20 protein-coding genes and 1 tRNA gene are annotated in these 23,524 nt (G+C 37.2%); 1 reads left to right on the forward strand and 20 read right to left on the reverse strand.

The window, feature by feature from the left end; translation table 11 throughout:
- Positions 1-6: 6 nt before the first annotated feature.
- From JIG41_RS09925 to JIG41_RS10020, 20 genes are all read right to left on the reverse strand, one after another.
- Positions 7-441 carry a low molecular weight protein-tyrosine-phosphatase gene (locus tag JIG41_RS09925; protein WP_199524655.1) on the reverse strand — a complete coding sequence of 145 codons (435 nt, stop codon included), beginning with the start codon at positions 439-441 and terminating at the stop codon, positions 7-9.
- A gap of 12 nt (positions 442-453) precedes the next feature.
- Positions 454-1,572, reverse strand: a complete 1,119-nt coding sequence (locus JIG41_RS09930) for a polysaccharide export protein (RefSeq protein ID WP_199524656.1) — start codon at positions 1,570-1,572, stop codon at positions 454-456.
- Between the two features lie 1,572 nt (positions 1,573-3,144).
- Positions 3,145-3,630: a transcription/translation regulatory transformer protein RfaH gene (rfaH, locus tag JIG41_RS09935; protein WP_199524657.1), complete on the reverse strand. Its 486-nt coding sequence runs from the start codon at positions 3,628-3,630 to the stop codon at positions 3,145-3,147.
- Between the two features lie 126 nt (positions 3,631-3,756).
- Positions 3,757-4,923 (reverse strand): nucleotide sugar dehydrogenase, encoded by a 1,167-nt coding sequence (locus tag JIG41_RS09940; protein ID WP_199524658.1) that lies wholly within the window; start codon positions 4,921-4,923, stop codon positions 3,757-3,759.
- A gap of 37 nt (positions 4,924-4,960) precedes the next feature.
- A complete protein-coding gene (locus JIG41_RS09945; RefSeq protein WP_199524659.1) occupies positions 4,961-5,704 on the reverse strand; it encodes a glycosyltransferase family 2 protein in 744 nt (247 codons plus the stop codon).
- Positions 5,705-6,655: an exopolysaccharide biosynthesis polyprenyl glycosylphosphotransferase gene (locus JIG41_RS09950; protein WP_409372727.1), complete on the reverse strand. Its 951-nt coding sequence runs from the start codon at positions 6,653-6,655 to the stop codon at positions 5,705-5,707.
- Between the two features lie 468 nt (positions 6,656-7,123).
- Positions 7,124-7,918, reverse strand: coding sequence for a hypothetical protein (locus JIG41_RS09955; protein WP_199524660.1), 795 nt, complete (start codon positions 7,916-7,918; stop codon positions 7,124-7,126).
- Positions 7,919-7,959: 41 nt separating this feature from the next.
- Positions 7,960-9,075 carry an O-antigen ligase gene (locus JIG41_RS23170; RefSeq protein WP_199524661.1) on the reverse strand — a complete coding sequence of 372 codons (1,116 nt, stop codon included), beginning with the start codon at positions 9,073-9,075 and terminating at the stop codon, positions 7,960-7,962.
- A 102-nt stretch (positions 9,076-9,177) separates the two neighbouring features.
- Entirely contained in the window at positions 9,178-10,203 is a 1,026-nt protein-coding gene (locus JIG41_RS09965; protein WP_199524662.1) for a glycosyltransferase, read from the reverse strand.
- The gene (locus JIG41_RS09970; RefSeq protein ID WP_199524663.1) at positions 10,188-11,456 is read right to left on the reverse strand and encodes an ATP-grasp domain-containing protein; all 1,269 of its coding nucleotides are present in this window, start codon (positions 11,454-11,456) and stop codon (positions 10,188-10,190) included. The genes JIG41_RS09965 and JIG41_RS09970 overlap by 16 nt, the downstream gene beginning before the upstream one ends.
- Positions 11,453-12,199, reverse strand: a complete 747-nt coding sequence (locus JIG41_RS09975) for a phosphorylcholine transferase LicD (protein ID WP_199524664.1) — start codon at positions 12,197-12,199, stop codon at positions 11,453-11,455. The genes JIG41_RS09970 and JIG41_RS09975 overlap by 4 nt, the downstream gene beginning before the upstream one ends.
- A 3-nt stretch (positions 12,200-12,202) precedes the next feature.
- Positions 12,203-12,670 carry a glycerol-3-phosphate cytidylyltransferase gene (gene tagD, locus JIG41_RS09980; protein WP_199524665.1) on the reverse strand — a complete coding sequence of 156 codons (468 nt, stop codon included), beginning with the start codon at positions 12,668-12,670 and terminating at the stop codon, positions 12,203-12,205.
- Positions 12,667-13,776 (reverse strand): DegT/DnrJ/EryC1/StrS aminotransferase family protein, encoded by a 1,110-nt coding sequence (locus tag JIG41_RS09985; RefSeq protein WP_199524666.1) that lies wholly within the window; start codon positions 13,774-13,776, stop codon positions 12,667-12,669. The genes tagD and JIG41_RS09985 overlap by 4 nt, the downstream gene beginning before the upstream one ends.
- Positions 13,777-13,782: 6 nt before the next feature.
- Complete coding sequence (locus JIG41_RS09990) at positions 13,783-15,222, reverse strand: lipopolysaccharide biosynthesis protein (protein ID WP_199524667.1); 1,440 nt, start codon at positions 15,220-15,222, stop codon at positions 13,783-13,785.
- Positions 15,219-16,097, reverse strand: coding sequence for a glucose-1-phosphate thymidylyltransferase RfbA (rfbA, locus tag JIG41_RS09995; protein WP_199524668.1), 879 nt, complete (start codon positions 16,095-16,097; stop codon positions 15,219-15,221). Before rfbA ends, JIG41_RS09990 begins: the two co-directional genes overlap by 4 nt.
- A 2-nt stretch (positions 16,098-16,099) precedes the next feature.
- A complete protein-coding gene (rfbB, locus tag JIG41_RS10000) occupies positions 16,100-17,191 on the reverse strand; it encodes a dTDP-glucose 4,6-dehydratase (protein WP_199524669.1) in 1,092 nt (363 codons plus the stop codon).
- Between the two features lie 33 nt (positions 17,192-17,224).
- Positions 17,225-18,175, reverse strand: coding sequence for a Wzz/FepE/Etk N-terminal domain-containing protein (locus tag JIG41_RS10005; protein ID WP_409372726.1), 951 nt, complete (start codon positions 18,173-18,175; stop codon positions 17,225-17,227).
- Positions 18,176-18,227: 52 nt separating this feature from the next.
- Positions 18,228-20,894, reverse strand: coding sequence for an SLBB domain-containing protein (locus JIG41_RS10010; protein ID WP_199524673.1), 2,667 nt, complete (start codon positions 20,892-20,894; stop codon positions 18,228-18,230).
- A 126-nt stretch (positions 20,895-21,020) separates the two neighbouring features.
- Positions 21,021-21,800 (reverse strand): YdiY family protein, encoded by a 780-nt coding sequence (locus tag JIG41_RS10015; RefSeq protein ID WP_199524671.1) that lies wholly within the window; start codon positions 21,798-21,800, stop codon positions 21,021-21,023.
- A gap of 35 nt (positions 21,801-21,835) precedes the next feature.
- Positions 21,836-22,654, reverse strand: a complete 819-nt coding sequence (locus JIG41_RS10020) for a mechanosensitive ion channel family protein (RefSeq protein WP_036973285.1) — start codon at positions 22,652-22,654, stop codon at positions 21,836-21,838.
- A 277-nt stretch (positions 22,655-22,931) separates the two neighbouring features.
- On the opposite strand from JIG41_RS10020, the gene JIG41_RS10025 reads away from it, so the two are divergent.
- A tRNA-His gene (locus tag JIG41_RS10025) sits at positions 22,932-23,007 on the forward strand.
- The last annotated feature ends 517 nt before the right edge of the window (positions 23,008-23,524 follow it).

Consider the following 23,524-nt stretch of genomic DNA (forward strand, 5'->3'; position numbering starts at 1 on the left):
CTTTCCTTATAAATACTTTTGCCAAGCGCTACACGCGCTATCGATTAATTCGTAAACATGCTTAAAAGCCTCTTGGCTTTGACGGTAAGGATCGGGTATTTCTTTATCGCCTACCCACTTACCAAGCAAAAATGTTTTACCGCGTGCCTGCGGGTAACGCGCGCACAAGTCATTTATGTGGCGCTGCTCCATCACGAGTATTACGCTATTATTCGCAACAAGGTTTGAGGTAATCTGCCTACCTTGATGCGCGCTCATATCAATATTATTCTCGTTTGCAATTAACTGAGCTTGGGCATCAGCTGGTTTTCCTTCAAGGGCAGTTAACCCCGCCGACGATACAGTTACATTTTTGCCTTGCAGTTTGCTTTTTAATACATATTCGGCGGTTGGACTACGACATATATTGCCAGCACACACAACTAATACAGAATCAAACATACCATTTAACCCTTAGTTTGTGTTTGCTACGTCGTTTATTGCATCTACTGTGCTAACAGAAGGCAGTAGTAAGCTTATTACACGGTTCCAGCGCGCAAGCGGTGCACTTGTTACATACACAATGTCGTGAGGTTGTAACTTAAACTGCTCGGCCAACACTAAAGCCGCCACATTTTTAGCATGTAGCTGATATACATCGGCAATTACACCATCAGTTTCTAAATTGCGTTTACGGAGTACAAAAACACCGTTAGCATCTGCCGTATTTTCGTTTAAACCACCCGCATCACTTAATGCTTGGGCTAAATTTAAACCATAACGATTAACACCCACTGTACCAGCGCGCTTAACATCGCCTAATACAAACACTTTTTGCATATCGTTACGGTTTACGTGGACAATATCGCCATGTTTTAACAAACGATTTTGTGAAATATCACCTTTAGCGTAAAAGTCATCTAATTTAATAACTTCGGTTTTATCACCGCGTGTAAATGTCACTGTTCGCCAATCGGCAGATTCAGTTAAACCACCCGCTTGGTTTAATGCATCAATTAATGTAAGTGGAATTTCGGTTACTGGTAGTACGCCTGGTTTATTTACCTCGCCCGTGACATAGGCTTTTTGGCTCCTAAAACCAACTATTTTAATATCGACCTGTGGGTCTTCGATAACGCGGCTTAAGCGCTTAACAAGCTCTGCATGAACTTCTTGTACTGTTCTGCCAGCCGCTTGAATATTTGGTGCATATGCATATGTAATTGTGCCATCGGCTTGAACACGAAAGCCATCAAATTCGGCAGTACGCTGAACAGCCGCTGGTATTGTAAGCTCTGGGTGATCCCATACACCTATCGTTAGTACATCACCAACGCCTAATCGGTATTGGTAGTCAGAGGTATCAACACCGTCTAAGCTTGTTGGTCTAGTATGTGTAACTTGAGATTGTTTTTGCTGATTAATTAAAGAAGAGTCGATGATTTGAATATTGACTTTATCGAGCTCCTTCTCAAGGTTATCTGCTTTTTCACCCGATTCGATTCCTTCAAAATGGCTACCGGGGATGATTGTACAGCCTGTCATTGCTAGTAACGCAAATGACGTCACAATTGTTTTACAGCTAAGCGCCATTGTTATTTCCCAAATAATTATTCTAAAACGTCCAGTTTTAATAAAACCACAACTGTTAATTTTTTTGCAGCCTAATTAAAGCATGGCAACCATCTGTTCGCAAGACTGAGTGTTGAGTAAACGCTCACTTGTGACAGTTTTTTGCAAAATAGTTAATGAATGCATCGAGGTTCTTAATACCGATTGTATTTTGCTTTATGTTTAGTGTTTTCGCGCGAAATAAACTTTATGCCTACAAAAGACACACACTACACACGTGGGAGGCGTTTTAACGCCGAAATAGCAAACCTGTTCAGCAATATCAAACAACCTTCACGGTATAGCTCGCATCTCGCTTTTCGTAACTCGCAGCTTATAACCCTTTCACGACTAAAGCCCTTCCTACAAGTGACACAAATCACACACGTGGGAGGTGTTTTAACACCGAAAGAGCGAACCTTTTCAGCGACATTAAACAACCAGCTCAATTTAGCTCGTATCTCGCTTCTCGTAACTCGTTACTTATAATCCCTTTCACAGCTAAAGCAGTTCCTACATGCGATATTCATACACCGTAGGCGGTGTTTAACGCCGAATTACATTTGGTTCTTTCGCGCGAAATAAATTTCACGCCTACAAAAGACACGCACCATACACGTGGGAGGTGTTTTAACACCGAAAGAGCAAACCTTTTCAGCGACATTAAACAACCAGCTCAATTTAGCTCGTATCTCGCTTTTCGTAACTCGTTACTTATAATCCCTTCACAGCTGAAGCAGTTCCTACAAGTGATATTCATACACCGTAGGGGTGTTAACGCCGAACCACATTTGGCGTTTTCGCGCGAAATAAATTTCACGCCTACATTAACCGCACCCTGTACTTTGTAGCTTACGCTTTGTTCACAGCTAAAGCAGTTCCTACATGCGATATTCATACACCGTAGGGGGTGTTTAACGCCGAATTACATTTGGTGTTTTCGCGCGAAATAAATTTCACGCCGACAAAAGCCCGCACTACACACGTGGGAGGTGTTTTAACACCGAAAGAGCAAACCTTTTCAGCGGTATTAAACAACCAGCTCAATTTAGCTCGTATCTCGCTTCTCGTAACTCGTTACTTATAATCCCTTTCACAGCTAAAGCAGTTCCTACATGCGATATTCATACACCGTAGGCGGTGTTTAACGCCGAATTACATTTAGTGTTTTCGCGCGAAATAAATAAGCTCGCATATCGTACTTCGTGGCTCGAAGCTGTTACAAGTCCTTCGGACACGCTTCCGTTCCAGTTCGTCGCAGAGCTCCTCTCGCTCACGCTTGAAAGCAAAACTTTTTGCTTGTCTAGTCCTTCGGACACGCTTCCGCCCCTAGGTTGCAGTTCCTACGTACTGATTTTATTGTTATTTTTTGTTTTTTACGCGTTGAAGCATAATACCTACATCGTAGGAGGCGTTTTAACGCCGAACATTTTACCCTATTCACGGCTAAAGCCGTTCCTACGTTAATGTCGTGTTGAATCACGACTTATAAATTTTTTTCACGTCACGCAAGTATGATACTTGCGGCCGGTCCTACAAGATTACTCGTAGAACTTATAAACTAATTTCTTTGTTTTCTACACTTACGGTGACTTGTTTGTTCAATAAATTAACTAACAAAATACTGCGCATGTCGCCATCGGGCTCTTGGTATATGGCTTGAACATTTTTAAACGACTCGGTATTTAAATAAACCACATCACCCGTTTTAGGTAAGTCTGATTTTACTTCGCACGCTGTTTCAAAAGAACGGAGTTGAGAAATTAGCTGTTCAGGAACAATTTGAAACTTAGTGCCATAAGCTACAAAGCCACTCACACCCCGTGTATTTTTTACAGCAGAAAAATTACAATTTTGTGTGTTTAACTTAATAAATAAATAATTTGGAAAAAGAGGAGATGTTTTAATAGAACGGCGTCCTTTTACGATTCGCTCTATTTTATGTTCGGGAAAGAACACCTCAAAACCTTGGTTTTGTAGGTTTGTTTGAGCTCTTAGCTCTTGTTTTGCTTTGCAAAAAAGTAAGTACCAACTTTCCATAGTCACACCTAGAATGCTCATTTTCCTTAAATCCAATCCAAAAGGATTGCTTTTATGAGTCGGCGATTATACGCATAGAGTTCTGGCGTGTCTATTATAAAATTTCATGCTTTTTCTGTCATTAATCTAATCATTTCCGAAGAGATCTCGTGTATATATTTTTTCTGCAACATCTTGCAACTCTTCAACCATACGATTTGCAATAATTACATCGGCTTTTACTTTAAGCTCATTAAGATCTTGTGTCACTTTAGAATTAAAAAAAGTACTTTCTTGTAGCTCAGGCTCAAACACAATTACCTCTATCCCTTTGGCCTTAATGCGCTTCATTACCCCCTGAATAGCAGATGCTCTGAAGTTGTCTGAACCGGTTTTCATAATAAGCCGATAAATACCCACGACTTTAGGGTTTTTAGCAATAATAGACTCTGCTATGAAGTCTTTACGTGTTGAGTTTGCATCAACAATCGCACGAATCATGTTATTAGGTACGTTTTGGTAATTAGCTAATAATTGTTTGGTGTCTTTGGGTAAACAATAGCCACCATACCCGAAAGAGGGGTTGTTATAGTGCTTACCAATGCGCGGGTCTAACCCTACACCTTGAATAATTTGTTTAGAATTTAAACCATGGCTTTCAGCATAACTGTCAAGCTCATTAAAATAAGCCACACGCATAGCAAGGTAAGTGTTTGAAAATAACTTAATCGCTTCGGCTTCGGTTGAGTCAGTAAACAAAATATCAATATTTTCTTTAATGGCCCCTTGAGCTAACAAGTTGGCAAATACCTCGGCACGCTCTGAGCGCTCACCAACAATAATACGCGATGGGTGCAAATTATCGTAAAGCGCTTTGCCTTCACGTAAAAATTCTGGCGAGAAAATGATGTTATCGGTTTTGAACTTTTGTTTTATGCTTTCGGTAAAGCCAACTGGTACTGTCGACTTTATTACCATTACTGCACTTGAGTTTATAGTTAATACATCGGCAATAACTGCTTCAACTGATTTTGTATTGAAATAGTTAGTATCGGGGTCGTAATCGGTAGGGGTTGCAATAATTATAAAATCTGCATTTCGATACGCTAATTGTTTATCTGTTGTCGCTGTAAAGTTGAGTTGCTTATTATTTAAAAAGTCTTCAATTTCTGAGTCTGATATTGGTGACTTACCCGCATTAAGCTTTGCCACTTTTTCTTCAACAATATCTAAAGCTATTACATTATTGTGCTGGGCCAACAACATGGCATTTGATAAACCTACGTAGCCAGTTCCTGCAATTGTAATTTTCATTTCGTACTCTCAAATAAACCAATTTAACACTGTAACTTTATTTACAGTATTTACTAAACCCTTTAAGTGCATAAATACTAAATGTAAAAATAGCTCGAAAAACGCCTAGCCCTACTACATCTCTATAAAAGCGCCATTGGTATGAAAGGATTTTAAACTTATTAGTACTCATACCTACCCCTACTCGATAATATGCTAAGGGCTCAGACAAACAAAAAGCTTTTGGTACGTCCTTTAGAATATCTAACCATAAACCCATATCTTGTCTCTTTCGGATTAAAGGCATGTACCTCTTCCCAAGTTGTTCAGCATCATACATGGCAGTCAAACAACCAATAACGTTACTATACATTAATTTATTGTATGTCGTACTTTCAGGAGGGGTGACAACGGCAAGCAGCTTGCCGTCAGATAACTTTCGATAACTTGTGTATGTAAATGCATGATTATTTGCTAAAGCAAATGACACTTGTTTTTCTAACTTTTCAGGCACCCACAGATCATCAGCATCTAGAAATGCGATATATTTACCGCTCGCATTTTCTATAGAATTATTTCTGGCTGCACCCGCACCTTTATTTTGCTCTTGAATAAATAGCTTTATACGCGAGTCTTTTGCCACATAGTGTTTGGCGATAGCAAGCGTATTATCCGATGATCTATCATCTGTTATTAAGAGCTCCCAATTATCATAAGTTTGAGCTATTACAGAATTGATACTCTCAGCTAAATATTTTTCTGCGTTGTATGTCGGCATAATAACCGAAACTAATGGCTTCATTTACCTACCTAAACCGAACAAAACAACTTTAATCGTTTTTAAGAAAATTTTCATATCTAGCAAAGCACTGTGATGCTTAATATAGTGAATATCATATTTGTGCTTCCAAATTGCATCTTCTAACGAAGCACCATACGGGTAACTAACCTGAGCTAGTCCTGTTAAACCGGGCTTTACAGCATGTCGAAAACGGTAATACTGGATCTCTTTTTCAAGCTTTTTAATAAACACTTCTCGCTCAGGGCGCGGCCCTACCATCGACATATCTCCCCTGAGAACATTGAACAACTGAGGTAATTCGTCGATTCTAGTCTTTCTTATAAATGCACCCACTTTTGTAACACGAGAATCATTTTTACTTGCCCACTGAGCACCAGCAGCCTCTGCATCAACCCGCATAGAACGAAATTTAACCACCTTAAATTCTATATTATATTGGCCTGTTCGAGACTGTTTATATAATACAGGCCCTTTTGACTCTAACTTTATTAAAATTGCAGTAATAAAGATAATTGGGAATGTAAAAAAAAGTAATAATAAAGCAGATGAAATATCAATAAATCGTTTTGCTTTTTGGGTACGTTTTGTCGACAGAATAGAAAAAGCTTTTTGATGTAAAAAGTAACTACTTTTCAATAATGAAACTTCGGTATAGCCAAACCGTTCATCAAGGTAACTTACTAATGGTTCTACCCAAGCACCCAGCTCTGTCGCTGTTACCAAAAACTCCCGCTGATTGTCGGATAGGTGGATATTTTCATAATGGGTGATTATTTTTTCGTCTAAGTTAATTAATGAATAATCATTAAAATGAACGTCAATATCATAATTTGATAAAACAGAGCTTATTACATCAACTTGTGAATCTGGACAATATACGTATATTTCTCTCGTGTTATAAGCATATTTAGGAGCCTTAAAAGGCTTTCCATGTTTTAAATTTTTAATCATTAATAATATTCTATTTGGCAAACTAGAAGAGAAAAATGTCAAAATCATTAAGTAAGTAACTCCATGTGCTATAGTCATTAGTAATAGCTATAGTTAGCCTCAGTCATTGACGATTCTCTAATGAAAAAGGTTACATCAATACACTCAATAAGTGAGTAACAATTACCTATTTAATAAAATTGAAACAAAATCTATTTAGTATTTATATGTAACTATCTTATTAAGTAAAAAAATCATCGTTAAACATCAAAACATATCCTTGTTTAAAAAACTGTCACTAAACGTTAATAAAACGTCACTTAATGTTAAAAACTTTAAAGAAGTTCGAATACATTGGAATGGGTATTATACATCAAACTGTAATGTTTAAAAGAAGGGTAATTTCGTACTTTACCCTTATTTTTTTGAAGAACCAGCTAATACAATTACTAATCAATAGAGCAAATACAAGATGAATAAAGTCGCTTTCTACTTTAGCTGAAAAAAACCTTTAAGCGATACAACTAGACATGAAAAAAATTGAAGAACTTTTATTTCTTTTTTCAATAGTTTTTTAATATAAAAAGCGAACAAGATGACCAATCCCCACCAACCAAAAACTCTTTTAAAAATAGCGCCTTTAGATAAGTTTGTAAGTGAGTTACTGAAGTCTCCTCCTGAAGTAAGCTCCCGATGAATAGAGGTTGTGATCGGTAAGTACTTCCCTTTTCCGCCCCTGGATAATATGTCGGCCAGGAAAATATTCTCTTCTCCTGATTTATACTTTGCACCTAAGCCAAAACGAGTATCAAAGCAAATTCCCATATCCAAAACATTTGGCTTTTTGAGCATTATTTCTATCGAACTTACTTTCATAATACTCAAGGTAGTGTGTCTAAAAGATAATTTTGAATACCTTTTTCGCTCATCGGTCTCATTTATTGCATACTTTGTCGTAATGAAGTCATCGTCGCTGGCTTCTAGTAAAGAAAAAGCTTCAATAGCACCATCCGGAACTACTTCAATATCATCATCTGCAATCCAAATTAAGTCGGCACTCGAAGACAAAACACCTAACATCCGGCTTTTTGCTAAACCTTTTTCAGTGGAGTAAATAATATCATATGCTGTCGTATATTCATTAGGGAATGGTTGTTCAGCGATTTCAAACAACTGGCAGACGATAGTCGATCTAATTCCTGTCGAAGTATAACATCGCTCAGCAAGTATCTTGGTCTGACTTAAATTACTAAAAACGGTAGATATTACTAACTCTCTTTTCATAATACTCATCATGGTTTATTTCTCTAAGCAATATAAAAAGCCTAGTTTAATTGAGGGGTCACTTTTTTATCTTTAAAAAGTAAGTACGATAGGCCAATAAAGAACCACATTACTACAATAAATAAGGCACTAGTTGTGAAGAAAACGAGAGTCATGGTTAAGAGTGGCAACCTATATTTCTTTGTGTATAAAAAATAGATAAAAGGTATCATGAAAATTGCACCTCCTATCAAGCCTGTGGATACAAACGCCTCTATAAAACCATTCTGAGTAGAAATCACAGAAAAGCTTTGCGTTACATCATAATAGTAAATGCCTTCAATACTATTGCCTATACCTGTTCCACTAATGTTGTTTTCAAGCACCATTCTAAGCTTTGTAAAAGAGTCGAAAATTCGTGTGTTTGATGAGCCATCAGTCCCGCTAAAAATACCTACTAATCGCCCTATAAAAGCTGAATCGGGGTTTAGTAATACGAACGTAGGCAATGCGACAGATACAAGAATAGTCCCTTGAAGTTTTGCCCGAGCACTACCGCTTAGAACTTTGTATGCTAATAACATTATGATTGATGCAATGCCAGCTATCGAGTACGTAAAAAATAACGCTGACAATATTAACAACCATTTTTTCTTTGAAATAATCGTTACTTTATTAACTATTTCAAAAGAAATGATCAAACCGATACACGCAATCATAAACCAGGAGTACCAGGAAGGCTCTTCAAAAACCCCACCAAATCTCGTGTAAAAAGTATAATCATAAACATTTAACCACTCTTTCCTCGTGGACTGATCTCCATGTGGAACTAAGTTTAAAAAAGGGGCTTTGTTTAAATAAAAAAGAACAACAAATAAAAGCTGAACAAGGCTGTGAAAAGTAACAACAGAAAATAAAGCATCAACAGCCTGATAACGTTCATTTTTATTTTTAAGCCAAAGTGGCAGGCATAGCAATAAAGCCATCGAAACTAAAATACGTAGTGCAGTCCCTAGAAACCCGGTAACAGTAAAGTAATCCTCATACATTAAACTAAGAGAAGAAAGTAAAGATACCAACACCCAAACTAAAAAAACCACATTAAAATCATTTATCACTACGCTTCTAAATTTTAATAGTGATATAAATATAAACAACATTGCTCCAAAATCAGCCACCGAAAGAGGCCCTACAAGTCTTAGCGTATAAAGCGAGAGTAGCAACGTTAGAATAGAGAATATTGGCTTAGTTTGTATGAGCATATGTAGTCTTAGTTAAGCTCATCTAAAGCTTTTAGCTGCATTGTTTAGCATTCTAAAAATTGGTAAGCAATGTTGAAAAGCAACTAATATTTGTTTTCTTCTTGATTTATGTGGAATCGATTTTGCGTACTCAATAAAGTGTATAGCCAGCGAATACCTTTTCTGTGAAATGGCTTTTAATGCATTAGCAACATAAAGATTTAATATCGCCATTTGAAAATCATCATTATATTGGCTGTCTTCAGCAAGAGAATTATAGCAAGAGACTAGTTTTGCAACTTGCGACTTAACTTTACTTTCGGGAACCTCTCTTTGAGCTGAACTCCATGATCCAACTGCATCAACTCGATACACTACTGTTATATCAGGGAGGAATAAAGCACCAAATGGTTTTGCGCCATTGATCTGAATAAAAATATCGCCTACAGGAGCACTTTCAAACCAATCTGGTAGGCTCTCCATTACTTCTCGTTGCATAAAAATGCTAGCTGTAGGAATAATAGCTCCCCCACCTTTTATGATGTCACTATACGGAATAACTTTTTCTTGATCGCTGTAGTTCGCTGTTTTTTTTATCTTTTCGTTAGGTGCCAGAGTGTATGCAGACGTAAAACAGAACTTTAACTCTGGATGATTTTTTAAACCGAGTAATTGTTTTTGTATTTTTAGTTCATCTACCCAAAAATCATCACCTTCACACAAAGCAATGTACTCACCACAACTTTCTCTAAGAGCAATATTCTCTACTTTTACATTTCCTTTAGAATATTGGTTCTCTGTTTGATAAATGACCTTTATGATACTGGGATAGTTTTGCTCATACTGTTTTAATATTTCACAGGTTTTATCAGTAGATGCATCATCATGAATAATTACCTCAAATGCAAAATCAGTCTTTTGTGCAAGGAATGATTCTATCGCGTCTGCAATATAACCTTCTTGATTAAAGCATGTACAAATAATACTTACATACGTTTTATCGGTATGTTTCCAAAAGGATTTAATGTCTGCTTCAGTTGGGATTGCGGCTAACTTTTTAAACATGTTAAACCTTGAACCATATCTACTGAAAAGCAAGGAATATTACACTCTTGCAGTACATCTAACCTTTCTCTGAATGAGTCATCGATAAAAATTGCGTTAGGTTCAGTAATAAATTGAGACTTAGGTGTTCCATCGGTAATATGAATAACTTTATCAAACAGCTGAGAAAGCTTCATATTTTTCAATGTTTGCTGAAGATCATGCGCATGTCGAGAAATTAAAATGACTTCAACATTTTTATTTATGCATTGGTAAATAAACTGCACTAGTTTATCGTTGACTTTATCACCAAAAATTAAGCAGTCATCAAAGTCAGTATAAAGAACATCAAAATTCAAATTTATATCAAACTGGTATGCTAAATTTCTGTATAGTTTTATTTCTAGGTTGTTATCTAAAGCTTTTACTGGCACTCCATTTGAAATAAACAACGACATTTCAGCAAAATTAACACCATTCATACGACTCGTAATCATTGATCCTGCGATTCGAGTTGCAACTTCGAGTAAACAAAGTTCACCATCTATGTCTTCTTTTACCTGAAAGAACCAAGCTCCTTGAAGTTTTAATGTGGCATTTATCTTTTCTGCAAATGCATAAAATAAATGGTTCTCAGTTACCAGTTCTGTTTCGGTTGCAATACCATTTCTCATAGCATTTCGTTTTCTTGCTCGAGCATATTGAAGTTGATTATTAGCATCACTAATACAATCAACAGTGTATTCTTCGCCCGGTAAGTACTCGCAAAGGATATCATCTTCTGTAACTGCGTTAAGTTGTTCAGCTTCAGTTATAAGCTTTGTGCCAACACTACCTTGCCCAATATTTGGTTTAACGAAAACAGGGAATGTGTCTACCTCAAACTTAGAATTATACGTTTTAGGAACTTTAACCACCTTTTCAAGTGCTTTATAAGTTAAAGACTTTGAACGACATACTTTATTTGTTTCGTAGCTTGAAGTAATAACCTTTACACCTAGTGATTCAGCAAACTCACTCAGCTTTAAAGATGCAGAATCGTGTGCAGGAAAGATATGAGTAATTTTCTTATCTTTAATTATATTGCTAATTTCATTAATGAAGCCTGGCTCATCAATGAATGGAATACCAATAATTTGACGATCACGAGGGATCTCAGTAAAACAATCAATACCATTAGCACCATAAAGCTCTACACCTTTGACAACAGATAAAGAGCGGACTATTTCCTGCGCTACTTCAGTACCACTAGGTACAACTAATACCCTATTCATCGCCAAAAAGTTTCCTCATAATGTATCGCTTTATTTATTTCCTCTTGTGTTGGCAACTTCTGCCAATCACCATAACGGCTTTCTAAAAACGCCTCAGGTTCTGCGGGTGCTCTAAATTGAAACTCTTCAAAAGCTACTTTTTCTGTTTTTGAAAATAAAGTTGGCTGGTAAAAAATGCGACCAGCATCAGTGTAGTACTTACCTTCATTTGAGTTCGCGCGTAAGCTCAGCATTGTGAAACCAAGCTTTTTGATGAAGTTAGATTTCATAGCAAAAGATTTTCGAATTAACCAACTTGATAGTTTAGTAAAAAACTTATGAGTCTTGAGCTTAAACGCATTGTCTGGCATGCAATAAAATGGGTATATGTCTAAACACAGACCAATATCTTCTCTTTCCATTGTATGATTATAAACTTCCCAATCTGTTTCTTTAGACGTTGTTTTCGTTGATTTATCAGAAACTCTTAGTACCCAGTCATAATAATCATCAGTTGCAAGTGATAAGAAGTGATATTTAGATATTTTGCTTAAAACTTGGATTGTTTTTTTCTGATAAGTAGCTGGAATGGCTATATCAAAGTCATCATCCCAAGGAATAAAACCAGAGTGACGTACAGCGCCGAGCAATGTTCCATATGTCAAGATATAAGGTATCTTGTGCTCATCCAGTATTTTAGTAATGTCGATAGCCATTGTTAGTAACTGCTTACGGATATCTTCACTGGTTAATTTAGAGTCCATTTGTTACTCGCTGTAGTTAAGTTTTTTAATAATTTCAATTGCATCATTGAGACTTTTTTGAACTTTATCCAAGTCATTCTTCTTGAGTTCAGCTATCAATGTTTTTATCTCAGAGGTCGAGATACTTTTGGTTCTTGGTAAATAAACAACGTCACATAATGATTTGAGAGAATCAAATCGTCCCTCCCAATCATCACCCATAGCAAAAACATCAACATTATACTTTTTAATGTCAGCTGCTTTTTGCTCCCATGTATGCTCAGGAATAACCAAATCTACAAATTTACATGATGAAAGTATTTCCGCTCTTTCTTCATAAGAAAAAAACGAGCTTTTACCTTTGCCTTTATTAAATTCATCTGACGAAAGGCCTACAATTAACTTATCACCTAGCTTAGATAACCTTTCTAGCAGCCTTACATGCCCGACATGGAACAGATCAAATGTTCCATAAGTTAATATGACTTTCACTTTTCTCCTCCACGACTTTTCAAAATCGCATCAATAACTCTTTGCTGCTCTTCAAACGCAAGTTCAGCATGAATAGGTAAACATAACACCCTATTAGAGATGTCTTTTGCTACTGGCGTTTCTGAAAACTCGCTTTTATATATTTCAAATTCAGTCACTATTGGATAAAAGTAGCGTCTTGCAAAGATCTGATTTTCTTCCAACTTGAGCGCTAATTTATCACGGTCTATTCCGAACTCCGCTTCATCGATAATTATTGGGAAATATGAGTGATTCAGAACGACTTCATTTTTAGCTTGCAATGTCGATATACCAGCTACATCAGAAAAGCATTGTTCATAAAGAGCTGCAATTTCAGAACGGCGTTCAATAGCTGCACTTACCTTTGTTAGCGAAACTAATCCAAATGCTGCTTGGATTTCATTTAATTTTGCATTCATTCCACATGCTTTAATGACTTCTTCAGACTCAAAGCCAAAGTTTTTCAGTCTATCTAACTTATCTTTTTCTTCTCGGGTCTTACAAATTACAGCCCCACCCTCTATTGTTGAATAGGTTTTCGTCGCATGAAAACTCAAAATAGATAGGTCACCATAGTTTAAAATTGACTGTCCATTTTCTTTCACCCCGAATGCATGAGCGGCATCATAAACAACTTTAAGATTATGCCTTTTTGCGATAGCAGTAATCGCTTCATTATCACAAGGCGTGCCGTATACATGGACAGGTAAAATTGCACAGGTGTTATTTGTTATTGCAGCTTCAATACATTTTGGATCTAAATTCATCGTGTTCGGATCAATATCAACAAACACCGGTTTCAAATTATTCCATTTGATTGCATGAGCTGTGGCTGCAAAAGTATAAGGCGTTGTAATTACCTCTCCTTCTAAGTCAAGTGACTGAAGAGCAGTAATTAAAGCCAGCGTGCCATTTGAGAACAAGCTTATATATGGCACACCTAAATATTCGCAAAGTTCTTTTTCTAGTTGCTGGTGATATATACCGTTATTAGTTAGCCATTTGCGATCCCATATATCTTCTAAGTAAGGTATTACTTCTTTCAAGGGGGGAAGCAAAGGTGAAGTTACCGTGATTTTATCCATTTAAAGTTATACCTTTCTTCGTAAGATAATATTAAGGGTTTGTATGTACAAATCTCGCTGAAAAATTCGCGCTAATGCAATATATATAGCAGGCATAATCACTATCGAAAGAAACAGCTGTATGTAGCTATTTAATAGAAACACAGTAACAGCTCCGGTAACTAATAGGTAAGTTAATAACGCGCTCAATAAAACCATCAGCCAAATAGGTGCTAGCGCTGAAAGTTGGTCACGCGTTTTAAGTTTACTAAATTGCCCGGTGTAATATGAGTTAATAAAAAAAGCTATATAAGTATGTATAAGCATTCCTATGCAAATCGCTTTTATACCTAGCGGGATTGTTATAAATAACATTAAAACAATTAATGCTTTTTTTATAACTTCCAATTTTAAAAAAATATCTGAGCGCCCTTTAACCTGTAATAAATTCAAGTTAATTGCATGAATAGGGTATAACATAAAAGCACAGCATAAAATACTCAATAAGTCTGCAGCTTCTAACCACTCATCTCCCAATATAACTGCAACAAAAGGCTGGGCGATGATAGCTAATCCAATCATTAATGGAAAAATAACAAATGCAGACAAACGCAGTGTTAACTTATAGCTGTGTTCAAACTTATTAGTTTCACTTTGAATATTACTTAACATTGGGTAAGTAACTCTCTGAACTATTGTAGTGAAAGTCATAGCAGGGACACTTGCCAGCTGGTTTGCTTGAGTAAAAATACCCACTTGGGTTGGGTTAAATTGTTTACCTATTATCACCTGGTATATATTTTTAAACAGAGTATCGAGCAGTGCAGCCAACAATAACTTGTAACCAAAACCAAATAAATAATGAAAAGATTTCTTATTAAATAAACTTTTAGGCACCCAAGGGTGAAATACATTCAATAAAACCATCGTTAAAAAAGAGTTTATTAAAATTTGATATACCAATGCCCATACACCGTAACCAAGATAAGCTAAAGTAATTGATATAAAGCTACTAATAAATACTGCAGACAAAGAAGCTTTAGCCTGTGTTTTGAAGTCCATATTAATGGTCAATTTAGCTTTTTGAACAAGCGTGAAGCTATTAATAATAATAGATAAGCCCAAAACTTTAATTAATGCCTCAAGTTCAGGTTGTTCAAAAAAAGCCGCCATTTGGCGGGCACTAAGAAATAAAACTAAGTAACACAGTACAGCAACTAAAATATTAAATTGAAAAGCTGTTGAAAAATCAATTTCTGTGCGTTCTTTGAATCGAATTAAAGCTGAGCTGAAGCCACTATCAGATATAACCTGGCTTATTGCTATAAAGACGGTCAATATTCCAATTAAACCAAAAGCATCCGGTCCTAGAATACGAGCAAGAAACAACATAACTACCAGTTGAATAGCTTGAACTCCTAACCTTTCTAGAGCGCTCCACTTCAACCCATTTGCTGTCGTTTTCATATATCTTTTAGTAAGCCTGCTAGATATTGACCATAACCATTTTTAGAGAACAGCTCTGAACGTTTTTTTATGCAATCTGCAGATAACCACCCATTATTAAAAGCAATTTCTTCTAGGCAAGCTATTTTATAACCTTGACGCTTTTCAATTGTTTCAACAAAACTTGCTGCCTCTAAGAGACTTTCGTGAGTACCGGTATCTAGCCAAGCAAACCCTCGACCTAAAATTTCAACGTTGAGTTTATTTTTTTCTAGGTACATTTCATTTAACGTGGTTATTTCTAATTCACCACGGTGCGAAGGTTCGACTTTTTTTGCAGCATCAACGACTGAGTTATCATAAAAATATAACCCTGTAACTGCATAGTGAGATTTAGGTTTTTCTGGTTTTTCTTCTAAAGATATCGCTTTTTGTGTTTCGTCAAATTCAACAACACCAAACCGTTCTGGATCTTTTACTTGATAACCAAAAACAGTCGCGCCATGACCGTTTTTAGCATTTTCCACCGCATGTTTAAGCTTTGGAGAAAACGCTTGACCATAAAAAATATTATCGCCTAGCACTAAACACACATCATCGTTTCCAATAAATTTTTCGCCTAAAATAAAGGCTTGCGCTAATCCGTCTGGAGTAGGTTGTACTGCATAGCTTAATTTAATACCAAACTGCTCACCTGTTCCTAGTAAACGGTAAAATGAGTCTTTATCTTCTGGGGTGGTTATAAGTAAAATTTCACGTATTCCGGCAAGCATTAATACCGATAACGGATAATAAACCATTGGTTTATCATATATAGGCAATAACTGTTTAGATACCCCCATAGTGATCGGGTAGAGACGAGTACCAGATCCACCTGCTAAAACGATTCCTTTCATTATTAAATCTTTCCTTTTATCTGACCTAAACGTTCACGCTGGTATGAGCCATTTTGAACACTCTGACACCAAACCTGATTATCAAGATACCACTCAACTGTTTTTCTCAGGCCGGTTTCAAATGTCTCAGCTGGTTTCCATCCCAAATCAGAATAAATTTTCGAAGCGTCAATGGCATACCGCTTATCATGGCCTGGTCTATCGGCAACAAATATAATTTGTTCAGAATATTTTTTTTCTTTTGGAACAAGGTTATCTAATATTTCGCATATACTTTTAACGACTTCTAAATTTTTCTTTTCGTTGTGGCCGCCAATGTTATATGTCTCGCCAACTTGTCCCTTTGTGACAACTTCATACAAAGCACGGGCATGGTCTTCAACATATAACCAATCTCGAATTTGATTACCTTCCCCATAAACAGGTAAAGGCTTGCCTTCCAATGCATTTAAAATAACCAGTGGGATTAACTTTTCAGGAAAGTGGTAAGGACCATAGTTATTTGAACAGTTTGTTACTACAACAGGTATGCCGTATGTTCTCAACCAAGCTCTTACAAGATGATCACTAGACGCTTTTGATGCTGAATATGGGCTACTTGGTGCGTAAGACGTTTTCTCAGTAAATAAGGGAAGTGCTGCACTTAAATGCTCATCAAGCTCGTCTGGGTGAGGTAAATCACCATATACTTCATCTGTAGATATGTGGTGAAATTTAAAAGACTGTTTTTGCTTTTCATCAAGAGTTGATAAATATTCTCTTGTCACTTCAAGTAGAGTGTAAGTGCCAATTATATTTGTCTGTATAAAGTCAGATGGGCCCGTGATTGAACGATCAACGTGACTTTCTGCTGCCAAATGCATGACTGCATCTGGTTGATAAGTTTTAAAAATACGCAGCATTTCCTCTTGATTACAAATATCATGACACTCAAAAGAATAACGCTCGCTGTGTTCAATATCTTTCAAAGATTCCAAATTGCCTGCATAGGTTAATTTATCAACATTGATAACTGAATCAGATGTATTATTTATAATATGACGGACTAGTGCCGAACCAATAAAACCAGCACCGCCTGTAACTAATATGTTCACAAAAACCTCTAAGCTATAACTTTATCTTTGAAATTAAGATCTACGGCAATTATTTGATATATAAAAGCGTATTAAAACTAAAAAAACACCAATTACACCGGCAAAAAATGTACTCACAATAACAATTAAAGCACGTTTAGGTTTTAATTTTTCTTCAGGAACGAGAGCAGGATCTATCGTTTTAAAAACGTATTCCTCTCTAACATTTGCAAACATTATTGTTTTTGCTTGCTCTTCGATTAGCTTATATAAAACGACTCGAATATCAGCTACGTTTGTTTTTTCTATTTGTGCGGTTAGAAACTCTGTACTCTTCGTCGCTTCTATTACATCGCGCTTTTTCATAGTAAGGTTAATGTCTTCTATTAACCAATTTACCCATTGTTGTGCAACAAATGGAGAGAAGTGATCAACTGAAATTATTATCATCCCTGAATCAGGATCTTTTGTTGCGCTGACTATTTTTATAAACTCTTTATAAGCTTCCTGCGTTGATGGCTTTGGCTTAAATGGAAAATCAACTTTTCTTAACCACTTACCTTCACTTTGATCATAAATATTTTCATCGTATTTAACGGTATTATTGGTAGGATCCCAAGACTCAATCGCCATTAAGTCAGGCATAATATTGTGCTTTTCTATAAATTCAGAAATAAACTTTCGTGACTTAATAATAGCTAAGGCCAAATCTGTCTTATTAGATTCTGAACTGCCTAATTTAACACCAGCTAAACTAGCTAACCCACCAAACTGACCTGCTAGAGCACCAAGACCATCTGCTTGTTGTTGCTCTGCAGGCGCTAGCAATGCCTCTGAACGATAAATATTCGGCTGATAAATAGCATAAACAACTGATAAAGAAGATAGAATAAATGTAACCGCGATTATTAGCCACTTTCCATTCATTATCACCAAGAACAAATCATACAAATCTATTTCACCATCAACTCGATTGTGATTATCAGATTTTAAATTTTCTTTCATATTCATCTCAATTTTAATGACTGTATTAAACTAGTAACTTCAATCACAGTACTTATATACTACTGATAGCTGCTAATGCGACACCTAACTGATAAACGATTTGGGTTGCAGTACTCCAAAGAGTAAGGTTATCCATGTAGTCTGAATTCATCGGCACAACAATAGTGTCGCCAGCCTCTAATAGCTTAGAATCATTCACTGCAAACCAACTGCCTGTGCTTGGTATCATTACAGAACCATTTGCTTTAATGATATATATACGGTCATCTGCGGCACGCTCTTTTAAACCACCACTGAGGCTGATGTAGTCTTCAACGTCAATACCCGGTTTAAACAAGTGAGAAGTCGCGTAGTTTACTTCTCCAATAACACTTATGGAGTCACGTTTGCTTGGGACATAAAGCGTGTCACCATTTTGTAAAACTAGCTTTTGTTTGTTATCTGCAATAAGTGGTAAATCAATAACTAAGCGACCTACAGCTTCCACATTAGCTAAATCAAGTAAAAGCTTATTCATTTCATCATAAGAAAGACGCGTACTACTTACCGATTTTTCGAAACTTTTTGTGGCGATGTCACGGCGTAAGTCTTCTGCTAATTTGGCTAATTGTCGCTGCTCTTGCTGGCGAATCGATTCACGAGTAAAAATAGCTGCATCAGGCTCTGCAAAGTCAGAAAAACCACCGGCTCTTTCAAGCAGGTTAGTTAGAGTTTCTCCTCTTCGAATGGTGTATATACCAGGAAACTTCACTTCACCTTTTAGCTCAACTTTTACATTTTCTTGCCAATTAGGAATTGAGAAAATATTAATGCTATCTTTACTTCTAAGAAGTTTGTTTTCTGCTGTTTCACCAAGCATGGCCTGAGCTAGGTTAAACTTTATATGCTCAATCTTAGAACCATTGCCTGTAACAACACGTGTTATTTCAGCTTGCTCTGTATAAGCTGACTCAAGTAAGCCTCCGGCTGCAGCAATAAGTTCATTTACTTCACTGCCAACCGTTAACGGGTAAACGCCTGGATATGTTACATGACCATTAATTTCAACTAGCTGCATTGCTGTAGAAACAGAAGCTTGTAGCTTTAGTTTCGCGAGAATAGGCTTTAATAAGATGTACCGGCTAAATGGTGCATAGTCTTCAGGCTTTAGCTCTTGCTCTTCTTCTTTTACTTTTCTTTTAGAAAGTTCGGCAATGCTGAGCTCTTCTTCCTCTTTTTTAAAGGGGTCTTCTGGTTTTAAAACACCCACATATCTTTCAAATTCTTTCCTTTGATACTCATGCCATTGCTTAACCTTTATTTGCTGTTGCTGCTGTTCAACTGTAAGAGCCATATTTGCAAGTGCGGCTTCTTCAACTTCTTTTTCTTGATAACGGCTAAAAACAAAAAGTTTATCGTTTGCTTTTAGCTCTAAATCATGTTCTTTGGCTTTCACAATAGCTTGAGCAATATCAAATTGGAAAACCTCAATATCACCAGCAATGTTTATTTCACGTACCAGTAAGCCATAACCAAGATCGGCCTGTGGCAGCAGGTCGCCACGCACTGAAGTGAGAATATCTGAAATGCGTTTACCTTGGTGCCATTGGTAATGGCCAGGGCGCGCAACAGCACCTATTAAGCTAACACTATTCTGGTACTGTAAACTGATAGGATTAAACCGAATACGGTCGCCATCACGAGGAATATAGCTAATTTGATCTGTGCTGAAGTCAACTGATAATACTTCTTTCATGTTGTGATTGTTAAAGCGCTCAACCAAGGCTTTTTTAGCATATGCTTGTGGCTTTAAACCGCCGGCCATTTTTAAAAGCTGCTCTGCTGTTTCGCCCTTTTTTAACTCAAAAATTGCTGGGCGTTTCACAAGCCCTTCAACTGCAACTTGCGAACCAACAGACGGGATAAAAACAACATCACCTGGCTTTAATATAATATCGTTACTGCTATCACCCTTAATAAGCAGATCGTACAGGTCAAAGTTTGCAACAACTTTACCGGCACGTTTAACTTGGATATTACGTAACGATGCAATATCAGATACACCGCCACTCACAAAAAGCGCATGCGAAACTGTAGCAAGAGAAGAAACACTGTAACTACCCGGTTTATAAGCCTCACCTAAAACTAAAATACGAATACTGCGTAACCTGCCGACTGAAACAAACGCTTTAATGCCAATAACTTCCTGTTCAACTTTGGCTTTAATGAGCTCTTTCACTTCTGCAAATGTAAGCCCTGCAACTTGGACTGGGCTAAGATTTGGGATACTTATACGGCCTTCACGATCAACCATCACATCGTAGCTTTCACTTTCTTTACCGTAAAAGTTAATATTTAGCTCATCTCCACGGCCAATTAAATACGTATCGGGAACCGCTGCATTTTCGCTGGGCATAAATGTGGTTGGCTCACCAGCAAAAATATCATAACCAAATGGCTCAACTTCACTTTCTTTTGGCGCGAAGCGTTCTTCGTCTGTGAGAGGTTCTTTTTCTTTTTCTAATCGAGGTTGGACTGTTGACTCAAAATTAGCTGATTCTTCGTCGGTGGTTTTACCTGTTATGGTGGATAAATCAACACCATACTGCCTGGCTAACGCTTCTTGCTGAGCTTTAGGGAGCTTTTTAAATTGCTCGATTTGAGCTGCTGTAGGGGTAAATGCCAGTACTGATGCTGAGGTTAATAGTAAAAAAGTAATAAAGAGTCTTTTAAATAACATCACAAGTAGGGATTTCCATAGTTCTACAGCCAAAAAGATTGTCTATTCTACCTGAAATACCTGAAAATAAAAAAGGGACTTTTGTCCCTTTTTGTCATAAAAACGTCAACATTCCGGTTTATTTAGTTAAAAACTGTAAACCAACGTTAATGACGTTTCAGTATCTGTATTTTCTTTGTCGTCAGCGACATCAGAGTTGTGGGTAATATTGTACGCCACTTTCATTTGCAGTGAACCATTAATTTTAGCAAGAATGGCTGACTCAGAACGTGTTTTGGTGTTGGTATCACCGTACTCCACAGAAACGAGCTGAGTGAAACGCGCACTGTCTGAAATTTGCCAATTGTAGTCAAGTTTACCTAACGCAATTGCTTCACCTTCACGCTCACCCGCAAGTGAGTTACCGTTTTCGTCAACTTCTGTGCTTGTGTCTGGGTATTGGAAGTATTTATAACCTGGACCCACTTCTGCATTTAACCACATATCAGAACGGTCGATTAATCGTAAATCATAACCCGCTGAAACTACGGTCTCATTACGGTAAGCACCAAAGTAATCAGATACGTGCGAACCGTAAATGAATAGGTGTGAGTGCTTTTCGTTTAGCTTGTAGTTACCCTGTGCAGAAAAAGAGTACTTTTCGTTAGTACGCTGTGTTTCTTTAACACCGGCATCATTTTCGATCTCGTCTTCTTTATAAAGACCATCAAGCTTATATTCGTTATTCCAGCTCTCAAGGTTATGTAATACCTTTATGCCACCTTTTAGAGTGGTTGTTTCTGTATTACCGCTGGTTATGATGGCACCTAACTCACTCGTAACGTCCCACGTTTTCGTTTCATCGGCTGCGAATGCGCTAGTTGCAGCAGATGCTGCAACTAGAATTGATAAAGCTTTTAATTTCATTAAAAAATAACCTTTACTACTTTTAATTAGACAATTTAGTCTTCTTTGTGCAAATGAACGTCCATTTGCGGGAATGGAATAGTGATGTTTGCATCATCAAGTGCAATCTTAATGTTTTCCATTAAGTCGAAATATGTTGGCCAATAGTCAGCAGAGTTAACCCATGGACGAACCACAAAGTTTACGCTTGAATCGGCAAGTTCAGATACAGCTACTGTGTATGCAGGATCTTTTAATAAACGCGTTTCTTTGTCTAGTACTGACTTAAGCACTGCTTTTGCTTCTTTAAGATCAGCGTCGTAACCAACACCAATTACTAAGTCGATACGACGTGTAGACTCACGTGAATAGTTAACAATTGCATCGCCCATGATTTTTGAGTTAGGCATTACAATTACTTTGTTGTCTGGTGTGCGCATTTCTGTAGAGAAAATTTCAATTTTCTTAACCGTACCCGCTTTACCGCCAGCTTCAACATAGTCACCTGATTTGAACGGACGAAGTAAAATAATTAATACGCCAGAAGCAAAGTTAGATAATGAACCCTGAAGTGCTAAACCAACAGCTAAGCCCGCAGCACCTAAGATAGCAATGAATGATGTTGTCTCGATACCTAGTTGAGATAGAGCCATTAAGATTGTTGCAGCAAAAACGATTGCATAAACAATGCTCGCTACAAATGAACCTACCGCTTTATCTACTTTTTTCTTATCAAATGCTTTTTCAGTTAACCCTTCGCAGAATTTGGCGATGCGGCTACCAATAAAGAAGATAATTAGCGCCAGAACAGCCTGAACGGCGTAATGTATTATTAAATCTGAATTCTCATTGATCCAGTTCATTATTGTATCCATGTTCTCTCCTGAAGTTCATTTTTAGCGTAACGCTGTTGAAATTATATATGATCTTTGGTTAAAAAATCATTAAATAACATGCAGATTAATCAATGAGTGATTGCTTAATTGCAAAAGCGAGAGTCTAGCCCCCGAAACTGAACGCCAGCTGACCAGTGTTAAGTTTCTGAAATTTCTTACTCTTTCAACTTTTTTATCTTTTTTTATATTTAGGGGTTCACAAGCCCACGTTAATTATGTAATATGCGCGCCACACCAAACATGGTGTATCTCAGTGGCGGCTGTAGCTCAGTTGGTAGAGCCCCGGATTGTGATTCCGGTTGTCGTGGGTTCAAGCCCCATCAGTCGCCCCACTCCCCCCCTTTTGTATTTCTTTTGTTGTTCCTTTATAGATTTGTTCTTAGCTTAGTTACCCTAGCATTATTTTATTTCAATTTTTAGCCTTTGTTTTTAACTCTCTGTTTTTATTCAGCACATCTTATACATTTCACCTTGCTTATTTTTAACCATAAAGCTATTTAAAAAGTTGCTGCGCAAACGCGCCATGCAAGCATAACGCCTACGGTTTAATGTAGGCGTGAAATTTATTTCGCGCGAAGAGGTTGTGAGCGACGAGGTACGAGAAGCGAGATGCGAGCTAGTACAGCTAAATCGAGATAGTTGTTTAAGGCCAGTTAAAAGGTTTGCTTTTTCGGCGTTAAAACGCCTCCTACGTGTGTCGTGTGCATTTTTTGTAGGAAGGGCTTTAGCCGTGAAATGGTTTTAAGCTACGAAGTACGAGCAGCGAGGTGCGAGCTAAATCGAGGTGGGTGTTTAATGTTGCTGAACAGGTTTGCTTTTCGGCGTTAAAACGCCTCCTACGTGTGTCGT

This window comes from Pseudoalteromonas sp. bablab_jr011, from assembly GCF_016464045.1.
Lineage (GTDB): Bacteria > Pseudomonadota > Gammaproteobacteria > Enterobacterales > Alteromonadaceae > Pseudoalteromonas > Pseudoalteromonas lipolytica.

Coding starts and splice junctions, on each gene's coding strand:
- JIG41_RS09925 (WP_199524655.1), bottom strand. CDS start 441: ATGTTTGATTCTGTATTAGTTGTGTGTGCTGGCAATATATGTCGTAGT.
- JIG41_RS09930 (WP_199524656.1), bottom strand. CDS start 1,572: ATGGCGCTTAGCTGTAAAACAATTGTGACGTCATTTGCGTTACTAGCA.
- rfaH (WP_199524657.1), bottom strand. CDS start 3,630: ATGGAAAGTTGGTACTTACTTTTTTGCAAAGCAAAACAAGAGCTAAGA.
- JIG41_RS09940 (WP_199524658.1), bottom strand. CDS start 4,923: ATGAAAATTACAATTGCAGGAACTGGCTACGTAGGTTTATCAAATGCC.
- JIG41_RS09945 (WP_199524659.1), bottom strand. CDS start 5,704: ATGAAGCCATTAGTTTCGGTTATTATGCCGACATACAACGCAGAAAAA.
- JIG41_RS09950 (WP_409372727.1), bottom strand. CDS start 6,655: ATGATTAAAAATTTAAAACATGGAAAGCCTTTTAAGGCTCCTAAATAT.
- JIG41_RS09955 (WP_199524660.1), bottom strand. CDS start 7,918: ATGAAAAGAGAGTTAGTAATATCTACCGTTTTTAGTAATTTAAGTCAG.
- JIG41_RS09965 (WP_199524662.1), bottom strand. CDS start 10,203: ATGTTTAAAAAGTTAGCCGCAATCCCAACTGAAGCAGACATTAAATCC.
- JIG41_RS09970 (WP_199524663.1), bottom strand. CDS start 11,456: ATGAATAGGGTATTAGTTGTACCTAGTGGTACTGAAGTAGCGCAGGAA.
- JIG41_RS09975 (WP_199524664.1), bottom strand. CDS start 12,199: ATGGACTCTAAATTAACCAGTGAAGATATCCGTAAGCAGTTACTAACA.
- JIG41_RS09985 (WP_199524666.1), bottom strand. CDS start 13,776: ATGGATAAAATCACGGTAACTTCACCTTTGCTTCCCCCCTTGAAAGAA.
- JIG41_RS09990 (WP_199524667.1), bottom strand. CDS start 15,222: ATGAAAACGACAGCAAATGGGTTGAAGTGGAGCGCTCTAGAAAGGTTA.
- rfbA (WP_199524668.1), bottom strand. CDS start 16,097: ATGAAAGGAATCGTTTTAGCAGGTGGATCTGGTACTCGTCTCTACCCG.
- JIG41_RS10005 (WP_409372726.1), bottom strand. CDS start 18,175: ATGAAAGAAAATTTAAAATCTGATAATCACAATCGAGTTGATGGTGAA.
- JIG41_RS10010 (WP_199524673.1), bottom strand. CDS start 20,894: ATGTTATTTAAAAGACTCTTTATTACTTTTTTACTATTAACCTCAGCA.
- JIG41_RS10015 (WP_199524671.1), bottom strand. CDS start 21,800: ATGAAATTAAAAGCTTTATCAATTCTAGTTGCAGCATCTGCTGCAACT.
- JIG41_RS10020 (WP_036973285.1), bottom strand. CDS start 22,654: ATGGATACAATAATGAACTGGATCAATGAGAATTCAGATTTAATAATA.